Raw genomic sequence first — 15207 nt, forward strand, 5'->3', positions numbered from 1 at the left:
CCGGGCCGGCGCCTTTGCCCTCGCCGCGTGTGCTCATCGCCGACGACCAGGAGCTGATCCGCACCGGCTTCCGGCTGATCCTCACCGCCCGCGGCATCGACGTGGTCGGCGAGGCCGCTGACGGCGTCGAGGCGGTGGCGGCCGAGCGGCGGCTGCGCCCCAACGTCGTGCTCATGGACATCCGCATGCCGACGATGGACGGGCTCGAGGCAACCCGACGCATCCTGGACCACAGCCCCCGCTGCCGGGTGCTCATGCTCACCACCTTCGACCTCGACCGGTACGTCTACGCCGCCCTGGCACTTGGCGCCAGCGGCTTCCTCCTGAAGGACGTCACCGCCGACCACCTCGCCGCCGCCGTACGCCTCGTCGAGACCGGCGACGCCCTCCTCGCGCCCTCGATAACCCGGCGGCTCGTCCAGCGCTTCGCCGGCGCGAACCAATCGGCCGCCGACGGATCGACCCCCGCCATCCACCGGGATCTCGCCGCGCTGACGCCGCGCGAGCTGGAAGTGCTGACTCTCCTCGGCCGCGGTCTCTCCAACACCGAACTGGCCCAGGCGCTGACCCTGAGCGAGGCGACGGTGAAGACCCACGTGGCGCGGATCTTCGCCAAACTCGCCCTCCGCGACCGTGCGCAGGCGGTCGTCCTGGCCTACGAGACCGGCCTCGTCACGCCCGCCGACACTTGATCGCACCCCGCGCGTGTGGGACGGATGGCGTGGTCGGAAACGGTCGCTATCGGCGGGCCTGGAACAGTTCCAGCCGCTGGTCGCTTGACCGGCGCGTTCCTCGCCAGCCGGGGCTGCTCGGCTCCGAAAGGGATCTCAGCCACATCCTTCGGATAAGTCGTCCAGCGAGGGTCCTGTATTCGGCAGATTCGGTCACCGAAGGCGCGGTCAGCGGTATGAAGGGATGAGTCGGTGAGACCAACGGGTGAGGCGGGGCGGGTTGGACGTCGCGCTTGCGGAAGCTACTTTTAGGCTTGGGCTACGTGCCGAACCTGCCAACGGGTCTCAGCCGCTCAGGCCAAGCTGGGGATACAGGGCGTCGGGGGCGGCGACGGCTCCTTGCGGCCGCATGACGTCGATGTCTGCACCGAAGTCGCTGTAGCGCAGGGAGGCGTTCGGCATGCCGTTGGCGGCTGGGATCAAGAAACTGACCAGTCGGCCATCGGCATCCAGCGTTGCGCGGAACGCGTTGCTGCCCGCACCGTCGGGAAAGCCACTTGGACCGGGGCGGAGGTTGATCCCGCTGCCGGTGCCGACTCGGGTCAGGTCGATCGTCCCGGTAATTTGAGAGCCGTCTGCTCGTGCGGTGGTGATCGCGTTGATGAGGCGCGCCGAGCCGCCGGGATCGTTCTTGCCTGGGGCGAAGCTCAGGGCGAAGTCTGACGGCACCCGGGCCGGGTCGAGGTTCATCCATTCGTGGCCGACACCCGGGAGGTCCAGGCCGGTCTTCATGTAGACCTCATTGTCGATCATCCGGATCTCGGTGACCCGACCGAACGCGGAAACCGTGGCGTCGGCGCGCTTGTTGACGTTGTCGGTGTGCGACAGCGTCGTGACCTGACTCGCGATGTCGACATCGACGCGAAAGCTCGTCTGATCGATGAACTCTGTGCCTGACTTCAGCAGCTCGATCGCCTTGGCCGTAGTGGCGGCGTCAGCGCTGACGGTCGGCACCTGGGCGGGTTCGTTTCCCGTCCGCGCGCCAGCCGAGCACGCCAGCAAGAGCAGCGTTCCTGCAGAAATCGCAGCCACCGCGGCTCGACGTGTCATAGCCGCATCGTAGGCGGCTCTCGCCCGTCCGAACCTCGTCTTACTGCTGCTCCTCGACGTTCCAGCAGGAAGCAACGGCTGTCCTACCTGCACCGGCTGACCCTGCGCGACCGGCAACTGCTGGCCTGGCTTGCCGAGCACTACGTGCTGTCCACCGCCCAGATCACCACCGCGCTGTTTCCGTCGGAGCGCTCCGCGCAGCTGCGCCGACGGCAGGCGGCGGCCCTCCCCTGCCCGCTCAACCTTGTCGATCAGGAGGTCCCGTCGGGATCCGCGGCCACACATGGCTCCATCCCCTTGGTCATCCGGCCCCATCCGGGGCGGGCGGCCCGTCGCCGTTTCCCGGCGCCCGGCGCCTCGCCCGACCTCCTCCCGCCTTCCCTGGCGACAAGCGGTCGTTGTCATCCGGAGTTCGGACTGCGACACAATTCTCATGTCCACCGAGGCGATGGGCGCGGCGCATGGACGGGCAGCTCCACAGGAGACCGAACGACGTGCCCAACCGGCGTTGCCGGCCTGCTCGGACCTGTGAAACGCCCGAACCGCCGTCAATACCGCCCACGACAAAAGCGCATTTTTCCGCCGCTCTATAGACACCCTTCAAAGCGCTTCTTAATATGATCCCTGCCGTTCGGCGAATTCCCCCATCCCCCGTCAGGAGACAGACTTGTTCAGGCATTCACTTCCGCTGGTCGCGGCGGCTGTTCTCGGCCTTTCCGCCGTGGCCACTCCCGCCCAGGCCTCCCCCGTCCAGGCCGCTCCCATCCAGGCCATCCCGGCCCAGGCCCGCACGGTGGCGCACTCCGGCCTGGGTGTCCAGGTCGCCCCCACCGGTTGCACGACGTGGGTGGAGTGGGTCCAGGAGGGCAGCAACAGCTACTACTACGGCCGCGGCAACGTGCAGTGCGCCACCGGCCGCTACAAGGTCAAGCTCCAGTGCCGCAACCTGCAGACAGGCGTGGGATACGTCGTCTACGGCGGCTACGCGGTGAACGCCCCCGGCACGGCCACTACCCAGTGCTACAGCGGCAACGTCGCCGAGGGCGTGTACCCCGTCGAGGACCCGCTGCCCACAGTCGGTGTCACCGGTTGCGTCTCGTGGGCGGAGTGGGTCCACGAGGGAAGCAACCACTACTACGGCCGGGGTACCGCCCAGTGCGACACCGGCCGCTACCGGGTCCAGATCCAGTGCCGCAACGTCCAGACGGGCCAGCGGTACATCGTCTACGGCCCGACGGTGAACGCCCCCAGTATCTCCACCACCACCTGCTACCAGGGCAATGTCGCGGACGTCGTGTTGGGCGTACCGGCGTGAGGGCTGACAGGGTGGCCCTGCACCGCGACTAGGAGGCCATACAAATAGGACAATGGGATCGGAAAGGCGGGAAGCGGGCATAGACATCAGCAATCATGAAGGTTCCTACGCCTAGTGATCACTGGAACGCCTGTGCCCGCTGTCCATCATGGCTGAGCGAACCCTTTGTGGGACCAGCTCGCCGCGCTGCTGCCCGTACGACCCACCACCGATCCGAGGCCACCCCCACCGCCGACGCATCGCCGACCAGATCGTGTTTCAAAGCTCCTGCAGGCGGCTGCTCGTATGAGGCCATCGCCGACTCGACCTGCTCGGCCACCACGATCCGCAACCGCCGCACGAATGGATCAACCTCGGAGTGTTCGCCCGGCTCAAAGCAATCGCGATCGACGCCGACGACCGTATCGTCGGCCTGCTGCTCGACGACCTCGCCATCGATGGGTGCATCACCAGGGCCCCCGGCGGCGGCGAGGTCGCCGGCAGGTCCCCGATCGACCGCGGCAAGCGGTGCGTCAGCCTCAACCATGAGCGTCTGGTGGAAGGACGCCACGACAAGTGGGACCGTCGGGGTCCTCGACGACGCCAGCAACTGCCTGACGCTGCTCGGCGAAGCCGTGGGCAACAGCCACACCACAGCGCAGGGCACCGTCGTGCTCTGGAGCGACGAAAGCGTCGTCTACGCACGCGCCCTTACCCAGACCATCGCCAACCTCCGCGATGGCGGCTGGACCTTCGCCCACGGCCCGCAAATCGACGCCGACGTCGTCACCCGTATGAGCGCTGACCTGAAGATCCTCCCGCAGGGGTGAACGCGCCAAGCGTCGAGCAAAACCGGCTCTTCACGCGAGCCGGCACCCGAGACCGATCCCACCGGTTCAACGTCAGCGTCGGCTGATGCTGTCGCATGGCTCATTTCGAACAGATCAACGCGCCCTGCATCTGCCTACCCCGGCGCGTCTACACCAACCAACTCAAGCCGGACACGCGCCACGACTTTACCGGAGCCCCGACACCAACCCACGAGCCACGCCCACCGCGCCATCAACCGCCCTGAATCGCTCATTTACCAGGCTCTTACGTGGCCGTTGTTGCTCCTCGGTCTTGTCGTCGCCGCTATTTGCCGGCGCTGCCGGTCTCGCTAAGCTCAGCGGGTCACGGCGGTCTCCCGCTCTATACGCGACAGCTTTTCCGGATTGCGTACGTGATAGGCGCCGGTGACGTAGGCGTTCTCCACTCGCACCGCTACCACGCCGTCGATTTCGCCGTTGACTCGGACGAGCAGTCCCGGGCCACCATTGATCTGCACCAGCTCGACCGACCTTTCTGCGTCGCGTTTCCACCAGCCGAGGGCCAGCAAGCGAGCAACGTTGTCAGCCCCCACGATGGGCCGCAGCAGGGCATGCTTGACACCGCCGCCGTCGCTCAGGGCGACGACGTCCGGCGCGAGGATGTCGAGCAGGCTCTGCAGGTCGCCGGTTTCGACCGCTCGTTGGAAAGCCTGGAGCGCGGCCCGGTGCTCGGCAGGGGAGCCGGTGCCGCGGGGCCGGCGCGCGGCGACGTGTGCCCGTGCCCGGTGGGCGATCTGGCGTACCGCGGCCGGGGTCTTGTCAACGGCTTCGGCGATCTCGTCGTAGTCCACATCGAACACCTCGCGCAGCACGAACACCGCCCGCTCGGTCGGCGTGAGCGTCTCCAACACCAGCAGCATCGCCATCGAGACGCTGTCGGCCAGTTCGACGTTTTCGGCCACATCCGGCGCGGTCAGCAGCGGCTCGGGCAGCCACGGCCCAACATAGGACTCCTTGCGTCGGCCCAGCGTCCGCAGCCGCTTCAGCGCCTGCCTGGTGGCGATCCGGATCAGGAACGCGCGCTGGTCCAGCACCGTGCCGAGGTCGACGCCCACCCACAGCAGCCAGGTCTCCTGCAGGACGTCCTCGGCGTCGACGGCGGAGCCGAGCATCTCATAGGCGAGAGTGAACAGCAGGTTACGGTGAGCGACGAACGCCTCGGTGGCCGCGTCCATGCGACTGCCACGAGCTGTGGCCGTCGGTTGCTCACTTCGTTCGCTCATCGCTGGTTCCCGCCTGTTGGTTCGCGACCGTGCCATATCCATGCGATCCCGGTCCCCGCCGCTTTGTGACACCGACGATCCGTGGGCTACGTCACATAGGTCCCGCTGTCACAAAAAGCAGGTCGCCGGGATCTCTTGCACGTAACGACGCAACACCACGAGTAAGGAATTCCCAGCATGTCCACACCCACGACGACCAACCTCCGGTCGCGCATGCCCAACCCTCTCCGTTCGTCCCCGAGATGGCGAGAGTTGGCGCAGGCCTGCACAAGGTCTCAAGAACGGTTCGATTCCCCCGACGACCATCAGCCTGCTACAGCTGCGCGCCGGGCAGATCCTCGGCAGCAGGTAATTCACCATCCGGGAGACCAACATCCTCCGCAGGATCGCGGAATCAGAGGAGCGCATCACCGCCGTGGCCACCTGGCACGATGCCACTTACTTCACCGACGCCGAACGGGTCGCGCTGGAGCTCGTGGAGGCGGTCCTCACCCCGAACCCGTCCGGAAAGCGCGTCCCCGATGAGCTGCACGCCAAGGCGTCCGCGCACTACGACGACACGGCGATGTGATCGCTCATCATGGCGATCGCCCACATCGGCCAGCTCGGCCTCGCCGTCGAGGGCTGTCTTCACCCCCGCCGCTCTCATCGCCAAGCCGATCCCCGGCATGCCCCCCGGCCAGAACTACAGCGAGTAAGAAAGGCACACAGCATGAGCATCACCAAGTTCGCGGTGGCGGGAGCAACCGGACGGCTCGGCCGCCACGTCGTCGACGTCCTGGCTGAGAGAGGACACCATGTCGTGCCGATGTCCCGAGCCACCGGCGTGGACATCATCACCGGTGAGGGCCTCGCCGAGGCCCTCACCGGGGTCGAGGCCATCATCGACGTCGCCTCGTGGCACTCCTCCGACCAGGAGGCGGCGACGGATTTCTTCCGCACGTCGGCCCGCAATCTGCATGAGGCGGGCCAGAAGGCGGGGGTCGCCCAGATCGCCATGGCGTCCATCATCGGCGTCGACAAGGCCACCGCCGGTTTCGTCGCCGCCAAGAAGGTACACGAGGAACTCCTCCTGTCCGGCCCGCTCCCCGTCCGCGTCCTGCGGGCCGCACAGTTCCACGAGTTCGTCGGTCAGCTCCTTGACTGGCAGCAGGGCGACGTCGCCTACATCCCGACCCTGCCCACCCAGCTCGTGGCCTGCCGCACCGTGGCCGAGACACTGGTCGACGTTGCCCTCGACCCCGACGCGCCCGCCGCAGGAAGACCGATCCCCGAGGTTGCCGGACCCCGCAAGGAGACCATGTCGGAGGCGGCCCAACTCCTCGGCGCCCGCCGAGGCATCAAGGTCGTCGGCGTCGACGGCTCCGGCATGCCCGATGCCGAGATCGCCGCCAACGGCGGGTTCCTGCCCAGCCCGCACGCCAAGCTCGCCGGCCCCACCTTCCAGGAGTGGCTCGACACCCAACCCTGACCCCGGCCGGAGCCGGCCGACCATCACCCATCAACCAGCACATCACAAAGCGCCGGGTGAAGGGAAAGAAATCGGCATGCGAGGCGTACGCGGCGGAATGCACACCTATTTGTTCGCTTTGACCGACGGCGGCGGCACGGTGCCGCCTGAACTCGGCGTCGCCCGCCGACTGGTCGAACGGGGACACCGGGTGACCGTGCTTGGCGAGGACTCCATGGCCGCCGAGGTCGCTCGCACGGCCGCGGTATTCGTGCCATGGACGGAGGGGCTCAACCGGCGGGACCGCGACCCAGCCAACAACCCGTACAAGGACTGGGAGCTGGGGCCGATCGCTCAGGTACGCGCCATGGCAGACCACCTCGTCGCCGGCCCGGCCGCCGGATACGCCCGCGACCTGCTCGGCGCCATTGCTGATGAGCGTCCCGATCTGGTACTGACCTCGGTGTTCGCGTTCGGCGCCATGGCTGCCGCCGAGTCGGTGAACCTGCCGTTCGATGTACTGCTGCCCAACATCTACCCGTTCCCCACTAACGTTCACCGGGTTTCCAGTGGCTTGTTGTGGATCCTCGCTGTAGAGGCGAGCGACTCCCCACCGATGGTTGGTGGGGCGGGCCACAGCGGGCCAAACCTGACCCTCGCACCGGACCGAAGAAGGACACACCAGTGCGGTCATAGGTCGCGGCGGCCTGCTCGAACACCTCGATGGTCGCGTCCGACTGCCCACCGCTGGTCATCGACGTTCTCTCCTCGTCCTCGCCCCGCCAGGTTCGGTGCCACCGGCACTGGTCACCGGCAGCACAACGAGCATGGTCAAGTAGATGAGAATGTGCCTGACAGTCGCATCTGGTGGCCGATGACCACGTCGATGGAGTCAGGGCTCCGGTCTGTCCGCCCGCCGAATGAGTTCGACAACCGCATCGATGTGCTGGGGCTCCTCGATCGGGCCGATCAGCGTCCCACGCTGGCCCGCCGGCTCTGTGCCGGTGAGCAGGAGCAGGGCGGGCGCGCGGTGACAGGCGCCGAGGCACTCCGCCCGGATCAGGACGCCACCGTGGCTGATCCGGACCGCCTGCCGGAGGACGTCGGCGAGGTCCGCCGACTCGCCATCGGACGCTTTCTGGCGGCTGCGGTGACGCAGCGCGCGGCAGCGGTGACCGTCGCAGTAGGCGACGGTGACAGCAGCGCCGCGCGGCGGTGGGATGCTCATCTGTGATCCTCGGCCGTGAGGAACGCCATCAGGGTGTGGTCCGCCCGCCGGTGGACCACCGTCGCGTCGGCGAACCCGGCCCTGCGGGCGGCCCGGCGGTGCCAGTCGGCTGGCGCGACGAATTCCGCGCAGCTGAGGCCACGCAGAGCGCTCGCGCGCTCCCTCAGTAGCGGCGCCATCGCCGGTTCCCCGGTCAGCGCCGTCCACCACGCGGTCCACGGGTCGGTCCCGCCGCTCTGGCGCTGCACGGAGACGGGGGCGTCCGGCATGGCGTCGCCGACGAGGAGCAACCCGTCCGGTCGCAGCAGCTGTCGGGTCTCGGCGTACCAGTCGCGCACCCGCTCCTCGGGTAGGTAGTGCACGGTCATCAGGGCCAGCACCAGGTCGTAAGGGCCGCCGGCCGGCGGGAGCCACCGCGGCGAGCCGATGTCGGCACGCACGGTACGCACGTGCGGCAGGGCAGCGTCGGTCAGCGTCAGCAGGGCCGGGTCGACGTCCAGCACGGTGACGCGCGCGCCGGGCCAGCGCCGCAGCACCGCCTCGGCGGTGGCGCCTGGGCCGCCTCCCACATCGAGCACCCGCTCGGGTGGGCGCCCGTGGACCCGTTCGGCGGCGGCGAGGCCGGCGGCGAGGAGACCGTCGCGGTCGGGTTGGTAGTGGCGCATCATGGCTTCCCAGTCGCGCCGCCACCGGGCGACGTCGTCCAGAGTGAGGATGGCTGGCATCTCAGACCGGGACCGGTTCGGCGTGGTCGTGCAGGTCGCCGAGGTTCCATGCGGGGAACGGGTCGGGCAGCTCCCGCCAGGCGTCCTCCCCGGCGGCGATCTCGGCGTCGGTGAGCAGGCAGGCGGTCAGGGCGGCCCGCAGGCCCTCGCCGCGCAGGCCGACGCCGATGAGGACCAGTTCCTGCTGCCGGTCACCGAAGACGGGATGCCAGCGGGACGTGAGCTCGGCCCGCTCGGCGGGATCCTCCGGCCACTCCCCCGACACCGCGACCGGCACACCGACTGGGTCGCACCGCCCCGACGGGCCGGCCTGTGACCACAGCGCCTGCACGTCCGGGCGGCTGGCCAGCCACAGGAAACCCTTCGACCGCACCACACCGTAGGCATCCAGGCCCCCGGCGAGCAGATCCCACAGCCGCTGAGGGTGGAACGGCCGGTGGTCGCGGAACACGATGCTGGAGATGCCATACTCCTCGGTCTCCGGCACGTGCTCGCCGTTGAGCTCGGCGACCCAGCCAGGCGCGGTCTCCGCCCGCTCCAGGTCGAACCGGCCGGTGTTGAGGATCTCCACCGGCGGCACCCGGCCGTGCACGGCCCGGACCTGGCGGGCGGCCGGGTTCAGCCGAGTCAGCAGCGCCTCCACCACCGCCAGATCATCCGTCGCGACGAGGTCGGTCTTGTTGACCACCAACACGTCGGCGAACTCGATCTGGTCGACGAGCAGATCGGCGATGCTGCGGTCGTCGCCCTCGTACGCCGACAGCCCACGCTGCTCCAGCGTTTCCCCCGCCTCGATGCGGGCCAACAGGCCGGCGGCGTCGACCACCGTGACGGTCGTGTCCAGCCGGGCCAGGTCGTCGAGCACCTGCCCGCCCTCCACCCCGAAGGCGAACGTGGCCGCCACCGGCATCGGCTCGGAGATCCCGCTGGACTCGATCAGCAGATAGTCGAAGCGACCCAGCCGCGCGAGCCGGGCCACCTCGTCGAGCAGGTCATCCCGCAGGGTGCAGCAGATACAGCCGTTGGTCAGCTCCACCAGCCGCTCCTCGGTCCGCGACAGCGACCCGCCGTCGCGAACCAGCGCCGCGTCGATGTTGACCTCGCTCATGTCGTTGACGATCACCGCCACCCGCAGCCCGTCCCGATTCGCGAGGACGTGGTTGAGCAGGCTGGTCTTGCCGGCCCCGAGGAAGCCGGACAGCACGGTCACCGGCAGCCGTCCGATCACGGCTGGTCCACCACCTGACGCCCCTTGTAGAGCCCGCAGTGCGTGCAGGCCCGGTGCGGCACCACCATCTCCTTGCGCGGGCACAGGCACGGGGTCAGCTGCGGAACCTGTGCCTTCCACTGCGCCCGCCGGTGCCGGGTGTTCGATCTCGACGTCTTCCGCTTCGGTACGGCCACAGCAGGTCTCCTTCACTTGTCGGCCCCGGCTCGACGGGGCCCGCAAACGATAACGGTTTTCGTTTTAGTCCTCCACGGCGGGTCGGAACTTTCGGAAACTCCGGCACGTCTTCGGAGAGCAGTCCAGATCCAGTCCTGACCCAAAGCCCAGCCCGACTCCCGGCCGGTGGAACGGAGACGTCAATCATGAGGCTCAGAAAGCGGCTGCTGGTGGTCACCGCCGCCGTGGCCGCCGCCATCGGCCTGGCCGCCGCACCCGCGTCGCCGCCGCCATCGAGACCGGCCACGTCGACGTCCTCGACGTCGACCACGCCAACCGGGCGCCCACCCTCAACATCAGGACGTACAGCCCCGCCGACGACGACCTGCCCCCGGCGGGCACACCCCTGCGGCCCCCGTCGAGCTCAGCTTCCCGGGCGGGCGTCCGGACTGCGTCGTGCTCAACTCGGTCACGCAATGCTTCCCCACCGTCGCCTACCTGACCCACGTCGTTGCCACCGCCATCGACCTCGTCGCCCCGGGCGGCGCGGTGGTCGTCGGCGACGTGCGCCACGCCGGCCTGCACGAGCACTTCTGCCGCTGGGCCGAACGCGCCGCCGACCCGGACGCCGACGACGCCACCGTGGCCGCGCGGGCGACGGCCCGCGCGGCGCGGGAGGAGGAGCTGCTCGTCGACCCGGCCACCATCGCCGCCGCCACCGGCGGCACCGGCCGGGCCGTCCATGTCGGCGTGTACGCCAAGACGATGCGGGCCGACAGCGAACTCACCCGGTACCGCTTCGACACCGTGCTGCACGTCGACGCCGCGGCCCCGGCGTCGCGTCCGCCCGCCGTGCGGTGGGCCGACCTGCCAGCACCCGACCGCCTCGACGCGGTGCGGGCGCTGCTGGCCGACGGACCCGTCCACGTGCACGGCATCCCCAACGCGCTGCTACACCCGGGCGACTCGGACGCGGTCACCGCGCACGCGCTGCAGAACGTGGCGGGCGACCGCGGTGCGGTGCTGCTGGACCCACGCGACCCCACGCTGCTGGAGCTGGCCGCACCGGCCGGCGCCGTTCCGGTTTCGGCCGCCGCCCTTGCCGGCGGCGACCGGCAGGCCCACGAGCCGCTGCCCGCGTTCGTGCGCCGACGCCTGACCGAGGAGGCCCGTCGCACCCTGCGCCGCCGCCTGCCCGCAGCCGCCGGCACCCCCGTCCGCGTCGGCCTGAGCCGGGCCGCCGGATGAGCGTTGAGTTGATCCAGCGGCGGGCGACGCAGGCCGGCGAGCAGGCCATGGCCGGGGTGAACCGGGCGGCGTTGCCGGGATTCATGCGCCGGCTCGACGAGGCGGCGCTGGTGGCCATGGCGGCCGCGCTGCACGCTGGCGGCGCTTTCCGGGCAGGTGTGGCGCGCACCGCGGACGAGGTCGGTGACCTGCTGCGCGTCGCCCCTCGGCACCGGTGGATCCTGCGCCGCTGGCTGGCCGTGCTCACCGCCGAGGACTGGCTGCGTCACGACGCCGGCCCCGGCCGCTACCACGGGCTACGCCCGGCCACCCACGATGATCTGGCCGCCACCGCCCGCGACCTCGACGCCGCCCGCGCCGGCCTGGGCTACCCGGCCGCGATGACCCGATTCTTCACCACCACCGCGACGCACCTGTCGCAACTGCTCCGCGACGAGGTCTCCCTGCAGGCACTGCTGTTCGCCGACGACGACCTGGCCACCGCCGAGGCCGCCTACAAGGACAACGTCATCAACGGCTACCTCAACGCGGTCACCGCCGCCGCCCTCGCCGAGTTGGCCAGCCGGCACCGCGGGGCGCAGCGGCTACGAATCCTGGAACTCGGCGCCGGCGTCGGCGGCACCACCACCGACGTGCTGCCCACGCTGGCTGGACAGCCGGTGACCTACCACTTCACCGACGTGTCCCGGTTCTTCCTCGACACCGCCCGGGACCGGTTCGCCGCCTACGACTTCCTCACCTACGGGCTGTTCGACGTCAACCGCCAACCCACGGAACAGCTACCCGCCGGCTCGCAGGATGTCATCGTCGCCGCCAACGTCGCGCACAACGCCGTTGACGTGACCCGGCTGCTGGCGGGGCTGCGCACGCTGCTGGCAGCCGGCGGGCACCTGCTGCTCATCGAATCCTGCCGCGAGCACTACCAGATCGCCACGTCGATGCAGTTCCTCATGTCCGCCCGCCCGGGCACCCCGGCGGCCGGCAGCGCGGATCTGCGGGCAGGAACTGATCGGATCTTCCTCACCCGCACCCAGTGGCTGGCGCAACTGGGTGCCGCCGGGTTCACCGGCGTGCTGGACCTGCCGCACACCGACGATCCGCTGAGCGCCCTCGGTCAGCACGTCTTCCTGGCGGCCCGGTGAGCCGGCCGGCCGTCCTGCCACTGCGGCCACCGGCCGTCGCGGTGCCGCTGCCTCACCCGGCCCGTATGGCACGTACCACGTCCATGGGGCCGACCTCGGCGTGCAGGCCCGCCTCGGCCAACTCGGCCCTCAAGTCGTGCGGCGACAGTACGTGCCAGGGGTAGTCGACGGCGTGTTCCCGCAGCACCACGCCGTCGCGGTCGAGCACTCGGTAGCGCATCTGCCAGGTCACCGTGTGGGGCCCGGCCGGCTCGGCGGCGCCGCCGCCCTCGTAGGTGTGCCGGCCGATGCGCACCGCGCTGAAGGTGGTGAACCCGACCACCGCCGGCTCGGCCGGCGGCTGCAGGTTGACCACCAGGGGCGCGCCGGGTGCCAGGCGCGCGGCTACCCGGTGCCAGAATTCGCGCCGGTCCTGCGGGGGCAGGTGTCCGATCATGTTGGCCGCGAGCACCGCGCCGAGCTGCTCGGGTAGTGGCGCGCCGAGTGCGTCGTCGGCCAGCACGGTGACCCGCTCGCGCAGGTCCGCGTCGGCGGCGACGCGTGACAGCAGCACCGCGCGCAGGACCGGCGACGGCTCCACGGCCAGCACCGTGGCGGTGGGGCAGGCGGCAGCCAGTATCTGCGTACCGAGGCCGGTGCCGGCGCCGACGTCGAGCACCGGCCCGTGCTCGGGATCGACCCCGCGCAGCGCCGCTCGCACCGGATCGCGGAGCACCTGCCATGCCGGTCCACTCAGGACGTCGATGAACTCCCCGGACGCTTCGTACCCATCTTCCATGCCGACAGGTTAGTGGAAACCGTTCTCATTTTCGACTAGGCTGGCCTGGTGACATGCCGGTCATCACCGCTGGAGGCTGCGACGCCCATGACCCTCACCTCGACCGCCGCCCCCACCGAGCACGACCAGACCATCGTCCTGGCCGGCATCTGGGCCGAGCTGCTCGGCATCGACCCCGACGTGCTGCCCCGTGACGTCAGCTTCCTGCGTCTGGGCGGCGATTCCGTGCTGGCCGTACGGATGTCCGCGCTGGTGCGCCGACGGCTCGGCGTGCAGCTCGCCCTGTCCGACGTACGCGTCGACACCACGCTCACCGAACTGGCCACCCTCGTCGCCAGCCGCGCCGCCGGCACCTTGACCGGCGACCGGCTCCTGCCCGTAGACCTGCGCCGCCGCGCCGACCCGGCAGCGCCGTTCCCGCTGCTGCCGCTACAGCAGGGCTACTTCGTCGGCCAGCAGGACGGCTGGGAGCTGTCCTACGACTCCGCGCACTACTACCTGGACCTCGCCCTGACCGACGTCGACCCGGACGAGGCGCCCGAGGCGCTGCGCGACGCGCTGCAGCGCCTGGCCGCCCACCAGCCCACCCTGCGGGCCCGGGTCACGCTGGAAGGCCACCAGCACGTGCTGCCGCTCGAGCATCCCGGCGCGGTTCCGCCGCTGCACGTGCTCGACCTGCGCGATGATCCGGACCCCGACGCTCGTCTGGGGGCGCTGCGCCGTGAGATGAGCACCCGCGGCCCCGATCCCACCCGCGGGCCCGGCGTGGACGTGCGGCTGAGCCTGCTGCCCGCCGGCCGGGGTCGGCTGCACCTGTCGCTGAGTTTGCTGCTGGTCGACGGCTGGTCGTCCAACGTGCTCACCCGCGAGCTGCTCACCCTCGCCGCCGACGTCAACGCCACCCTGCCCACCCTCGACGTCGACTTCGGCGACTACGTCAACGCCCTCGAGCAACTTCCCGCCACCACCGGATGGCGCGCCGACCGAGATTGGTGGCGGGCGCAACTGCCGAGCTGGCCCGGAGCGCCGGCGCTGCCGCTGACCCGCGACCCCGCCGAGGCGACGCCTCAGGTGATGGAGAACCGGGAGGCCCGGCTGCCGGCAGCCGTCTGGACGGCGCTGCGGCAGCGGTGCGCCGAGCAGGGCGTCACACCGTCCGTCGCCCTGCTCACCGTCTACGCGGCGGTCCTGGCCCGCTGGGCCGGGCACCACCGGCTGCTGCTCAACACGTTGCAGCTCAACCGGCTTCCGCTGCACCCCGACGTGCACCGCCTCGTCGGCGCGTTCGCCTCGACCATGCTGCTGCCGGTCGACCTGCCACCCGGTGCCAGCTTCGCCGAACTGGCCGGGCAGACCCAGCGCCGGTTCGCCGAGCACATGGCCCACAACCTCGTCTCGGGTGTCGAGATCGCCCGCGACCTCGCCCGCCTGCGGGGCACCCACCGACCGGTCGCCCCGGTGGTGTTCCTCAGCACCATCGGCATGGACGCGGCGATGGGCGAACGGGCGCCCCAACACGCGGGCCCGCTCGGCGACGTGAACGCCGCCGACCACCACCACCAGCTGCGTACTCCGCAGGTGGCCCTCGAGGCGCGCCTGTTCGAACTAGACGACGAACTCGTACTGGTGTTCAGCACCGTCGCCGAGATCCTGTCCGGCGGGCACGTCGACCGGGCGTTCGCCGAGTTCGTCGACCAGGCTGCCGCCCTCGCCGAGCCCGACGCCTGGCATGAGGTGGTGCCGCTGCCTGCGGCACCGGGCCCCGACCCCCTCCCCGGTGGCCTACGCCTCGGGCTGCTCGACGAGGCACCGCAGGCCAGCGACGACGAGCCCGGCCCGCCCCGCGATCGCGTCGAGGAACAGATCGCCGCCCTCTTCGCCGACCTGCTCGGCGTCGCGGTCACCGACCGCACCACCAGCTTCTTCGCCCTCGGCGGTGACTCCCTGCTCGCCGTGCGCGCACTCGCACGGCTCGCCCGCGACGGCCTCCCGGGCGTCACCGTGCGGGACTTCCTCGCCACGCCCACCGTTGCCGGCCTCGCCGCCGCCGCTCGCCCCACCCCGACCCAGTAGAGGGAGCACCAA

At 70.3% G+C, this 15207-nt stretch carries 16 protein-coding genes and 2 pseudogenes; 11 read left to right on the top strand and 7 right to left on the bottom strand.

The window, feature by feature from the left end; all coding sequences use genetic code 11:
- Positions 1-14: 14 nt before the first annotated feature.
- Positions 15-692, top strand: coding sequence for a response regulator transcription factor (locus ABZ793_RS20860; RefSeq protein WP_357459671.1), 678 nt, complete (start codon positions 15-17; stop codon positions 690-692).
- Between the two features lie 324 nt (positions 693-1016).
- On the opposite strand, the gene ABZ793_RS20865 is transcribed toward ABZ793_RS20860, so the two are convergent.
- Positions 1017-1781 carry a hypothetical protein gene (locus tag ABZ793_RS20865; protein ID WP_357459674.1) on the bottom strand — a complete coding sequence of 255 codons (765 nt, stop codon included), beginning with the start codon at positions 1779-1781 and terminating at the stop codon, positions 1017-1019.
- 78 nt (positions 1782-1859) lie between these two features.
- Between ABZ793_RS20865 and ABZ793_RS20870 the strand changes: the two genes are divergently transcribed.
- The 4 genes and pseudogenes from ABZ793_RS20870 (at position 1860) to ABZ793_RS20885 (ending at position 3905) form a co-directional block, all read left to right on the top strand.
- Positions 1860-2402, top strand: a complete 543-nt coding sequence (locus ABZ793_RS20870; protein ID WP_357459878.1) for a replication-relaxation family protein — start codon at positions 1860-1862, stop codon at positions 2400-2402.
- Between the two features lie 46 nt (positions 2403-2448).
- Positions 2449-3096, top strand: a complete 648-nt coding sequence (locus ABZ793_RS20875) for a hypothetical protein (RefSeq protein WP_357459677.1) — start codon at positions 2449-2451, stop codon at positions 3094-3096.
- Positions 3097-3261: 165 nt separating this feature from the next.
- Positions 3262-3604, top strand: a pseudogene (locus ABZ793_RS20880) (transposase); the annotation flags it as partial.
- A gap of 16 nt (positions 3605-3620) precedes the next feature.
- Positions 3621-3905, top strand: a complete 285-nt coding sequence (locus ABZ793_RS20885) for a hypothetical protein (protein ID WP_357459882.1) — start codon at positions 3621-3623, stop codon at positions 3903-3905.
- Between the two features lie 335 nt (positions 3906-4240).
- On the opposite strand, the gene ABZ793_RS20890 is transcribed toward ABZ793_RS20885, so the two are convergent.
- The gene (locus tag ABZ793_RS20890; RefSeq protein WP_357459679.1) at positions 4241-5119 is read right to left on the bottom strand and encodes an RNA polymerase sigma-70 factor; all 879 of its coding nucleotides are present in this window, start codon (positions 5117-5119) and stop codon (positions 4241-4243) included.
- A gap of 463 nt (positions 5120-5582) precedes the next feature.
- On the opposite strand from ABZ793_RS20890, the gene ABZ793_RS20895 reads away from it, so the two are divergent.
- Positions 5583-5738, top strand: coding sequence for a hypothetical protein (locus tag ABZ793_RS20895; protein ID WP_357459682.1), 156 nt, complete (start codon positions 5583-5585; stop codon positions 5736-5738).
- A gap of 141 nt (positions 5739-5879) precedes the next feature.
- Positions 5880-6638, top strand: coding sequence for an NAD(P)H-binding protein (locus tag ABZ793_RS20900; RefSeq protein WP_357459684.1), 759 nt, complete (start codon positions 5880-5882; stop codon positions 6636-6638).
- Between the two features lie 641 nt (positions 6639-7279).
- Here the strand turns inward: ABZ793_RS20900 and ABZ793_RS20905 are convergent.
- Positions 7280-7372 (bottom strand): annotated as a pseudogene (locus ABZ793_RS20905) (methyltransferase type 11); the annotation flags it as partial.
- A gap of 119 nt (positions 7373-7491) precedes the next feature.
- On the opposite strand from ABZ793_RS20905, the gene ABZ793_RS20910 reads away from it, so the two are divergent.
- The gene (locus ABZ793_RS20910) at positions 7492-7851 is read left to right on the top strand and encodes a hypothetical protein (protein WP_357459687.1); all 360 of its coding nucleotides are present in this window, start codon (positions 7492-7494) and stop codon (positions 7849-7851) included.
- Here the strand turns inward: ABZ793_RS20910 and ABZ793_RS20915 are convergent.
- From ABZ793_RS20915 to rpmF, 3 genes are read right to left on the bottom strand one after another with little or no spacing between them, the layout of a single operon-like run.
- On the bottom strand, positions 7842-8570 hold the full coding sequence (locus ABZ793_RS20915; protein ID WP_357459690.1) for a methyltransferase domain-containing protein: 729 nt from the start codon (positions 8568-8570) through the stop codon (positions 7842-7844). The genes ABZ793_RS20910 and ABZ793_RS20915 overlap by 10 nt on opposite strands.
- Before the next feature lies 1 nt (position 8571).
- On the bottom strand, positions 8572-9798 hold the full coding sequence (locus ABZ793_RS20920) for a GTP-binding protein (RefSeq protein ID WP_357459692.1): 1227 nt from the start codon (positions 9796-9798) through the stop codon (positions 8572-8574).
- Positions 9795-9974, bottom strand: coding sequence for a 50S ribosomal protein L32 (gene rpmF / locus ABZ793_RS20925; protein WP_357459694.1), 180 nt, complete (start codon positions 9972-9974; stop codon positions 9795-9797). Before rpmF ends, ABZ793_RS20920 begins: the two co-directional genes overlap by 4 nt.
- A 436-nt stretch (positions 9975-10410) precedes the next feature.
- On the opposite strand from rpmF, the gene ABZ793_RS20930 reads away from it, so the two are divergent.
- Both ABZ793_RS20930 and ABZ793_RS20935 read left to right on the top strand, forming a co-directional pair.
- Positions 10411-11202, top strand: a complete 792-nt coding sequence (locus ABZ793_RS20930) for a hypothetical protein (protein WP_357459697.1) — start codon at positions 10411-10413, stop codon at positions 11200-11202.
- Positions 11199-12344 (top strand): class I SAM-dependent methyltransferase, encoded by a 1146-nt coding sequence (locus ABZ793_RS20935; protein WP_357459699.1) that lies wholly within the window; start codon positions 11199-11201, stop codon positions 12342-12344. The genes ABZ793_RS20930 and ABZ793_RS20935 overlap by 4 nt, the downstream gene beginning before the upstream one ends.
- A gap of 52 nt (positions 12345-12396) precedes the next feature.
- On the opposite strand, the gene ABZ793_RS20940 is transcribed toward ABZ793_RS20935, so the two are convergent.
- On the bottom strand, positions 12397-13122 hold the full coding sequence (locus tag ABZ793_RS20940; protein ID WP_357459701.1) for a class I SAM-dependent methyltransferase: 726 nt from the start codon (positions 13120-13122) through the stop codon (positions 12397-12399).
- An 87-nt stretch (positions 13123-13209) separates the two neighbouring features.
- On the opposite strand from ABZ793_RS20940, the gene ABZ793_RS20945 reads away from it, so the two are divergent.
- A complete protein-coding gene (locus tag ABZ793_RS20945) occupies positions 13210-15195 on the top strand; it encodes a condensation domain-containing protein (protein WP_357459703.1) in 1986 nt (661 codons plus the stop codon).
- The last annotated feature ends 12 nt before the right edge of the window (positions 15196-15207 follow it).

This window comes from Micromonospora sp. NPDC047465 (assembly GCF_040643125.1).
In the GTDB taxonomy this organism is placed as follows: Bacteria; Actinomycetota; Actinomycetes; order Mycobacteriales; family Micromonosporaceae; genus Micromonospora.

Excerpts from the sequence above, each read along its gene's own strand:
- ABZ793_RS20935 (WP_357459699.1), top strand. The coding sequence starts at position 11,199 with ATGAGCGTTGAGTTGATCCAGCGGCGGGCGACGCAGGCCGGCGAGCAG.
- ABZ793_RS20915 (WP_357459690.1), bottom strand. The coding sequence starts at position 8,570 with ATGCCAGCCATCCTCACTCTGGACGACGTCGCCCGGTGGCGGCGCGAC.
- ABZ793_RS20940 (WP_357459701.1), bottom strand. The coding sequence starts at position 13,122 with ATGGAAGATGGGTACGAAGCGTCCGGGGAGTTCATCGACGTCCTGAGT.
- ABZ793_RS20910 (WP_357459687.1), top strand. The coding sequence starts at position 7,492 with ATGACCACGTCGATGGAGTCAGGGCTCCGGTCTGTCCGCCCGCCGAAT.
- ABZ793_RS20945 (WP_357459703.1), top strand. The coding sequence starts at position 13,210 with ATGACCCTCACCTCGACCGCCGCCCCCACCGAGCACGACCAGACCATC.
- ABZ793_RS20890 (WP_357459679.1), bottom strand. The coding sequence starts at position 5,119 with ATGGACGCGGCCACCGAGGCGTTCGTCGCTCACCGTAACCTGCTGTTC.
- ABZ793_RS20885 (WP_357459882.1), top strand. The coding sequence starts at position 3,621 with ATGAGCGTCTGGTGGAAGGACGCCACGACAAGTGGGACCGTCGGGGTC.
- ABZ793_RS20865 (WP_357459674.1), bottom strand. The coding sequence starts at position 1,781 with ATGACACGTCGAGCCGCGGTGGCTGCGATTTCTGCAGGAACGCTGCTC.
- ABZ793_RS20900 (WP_357459684.1), top strand. The coding sequence starts at position 5,880 with ATGAGCATCACCAAGTTCGCGGTGGCGGGAGCAACCGGACGGCTCGGC.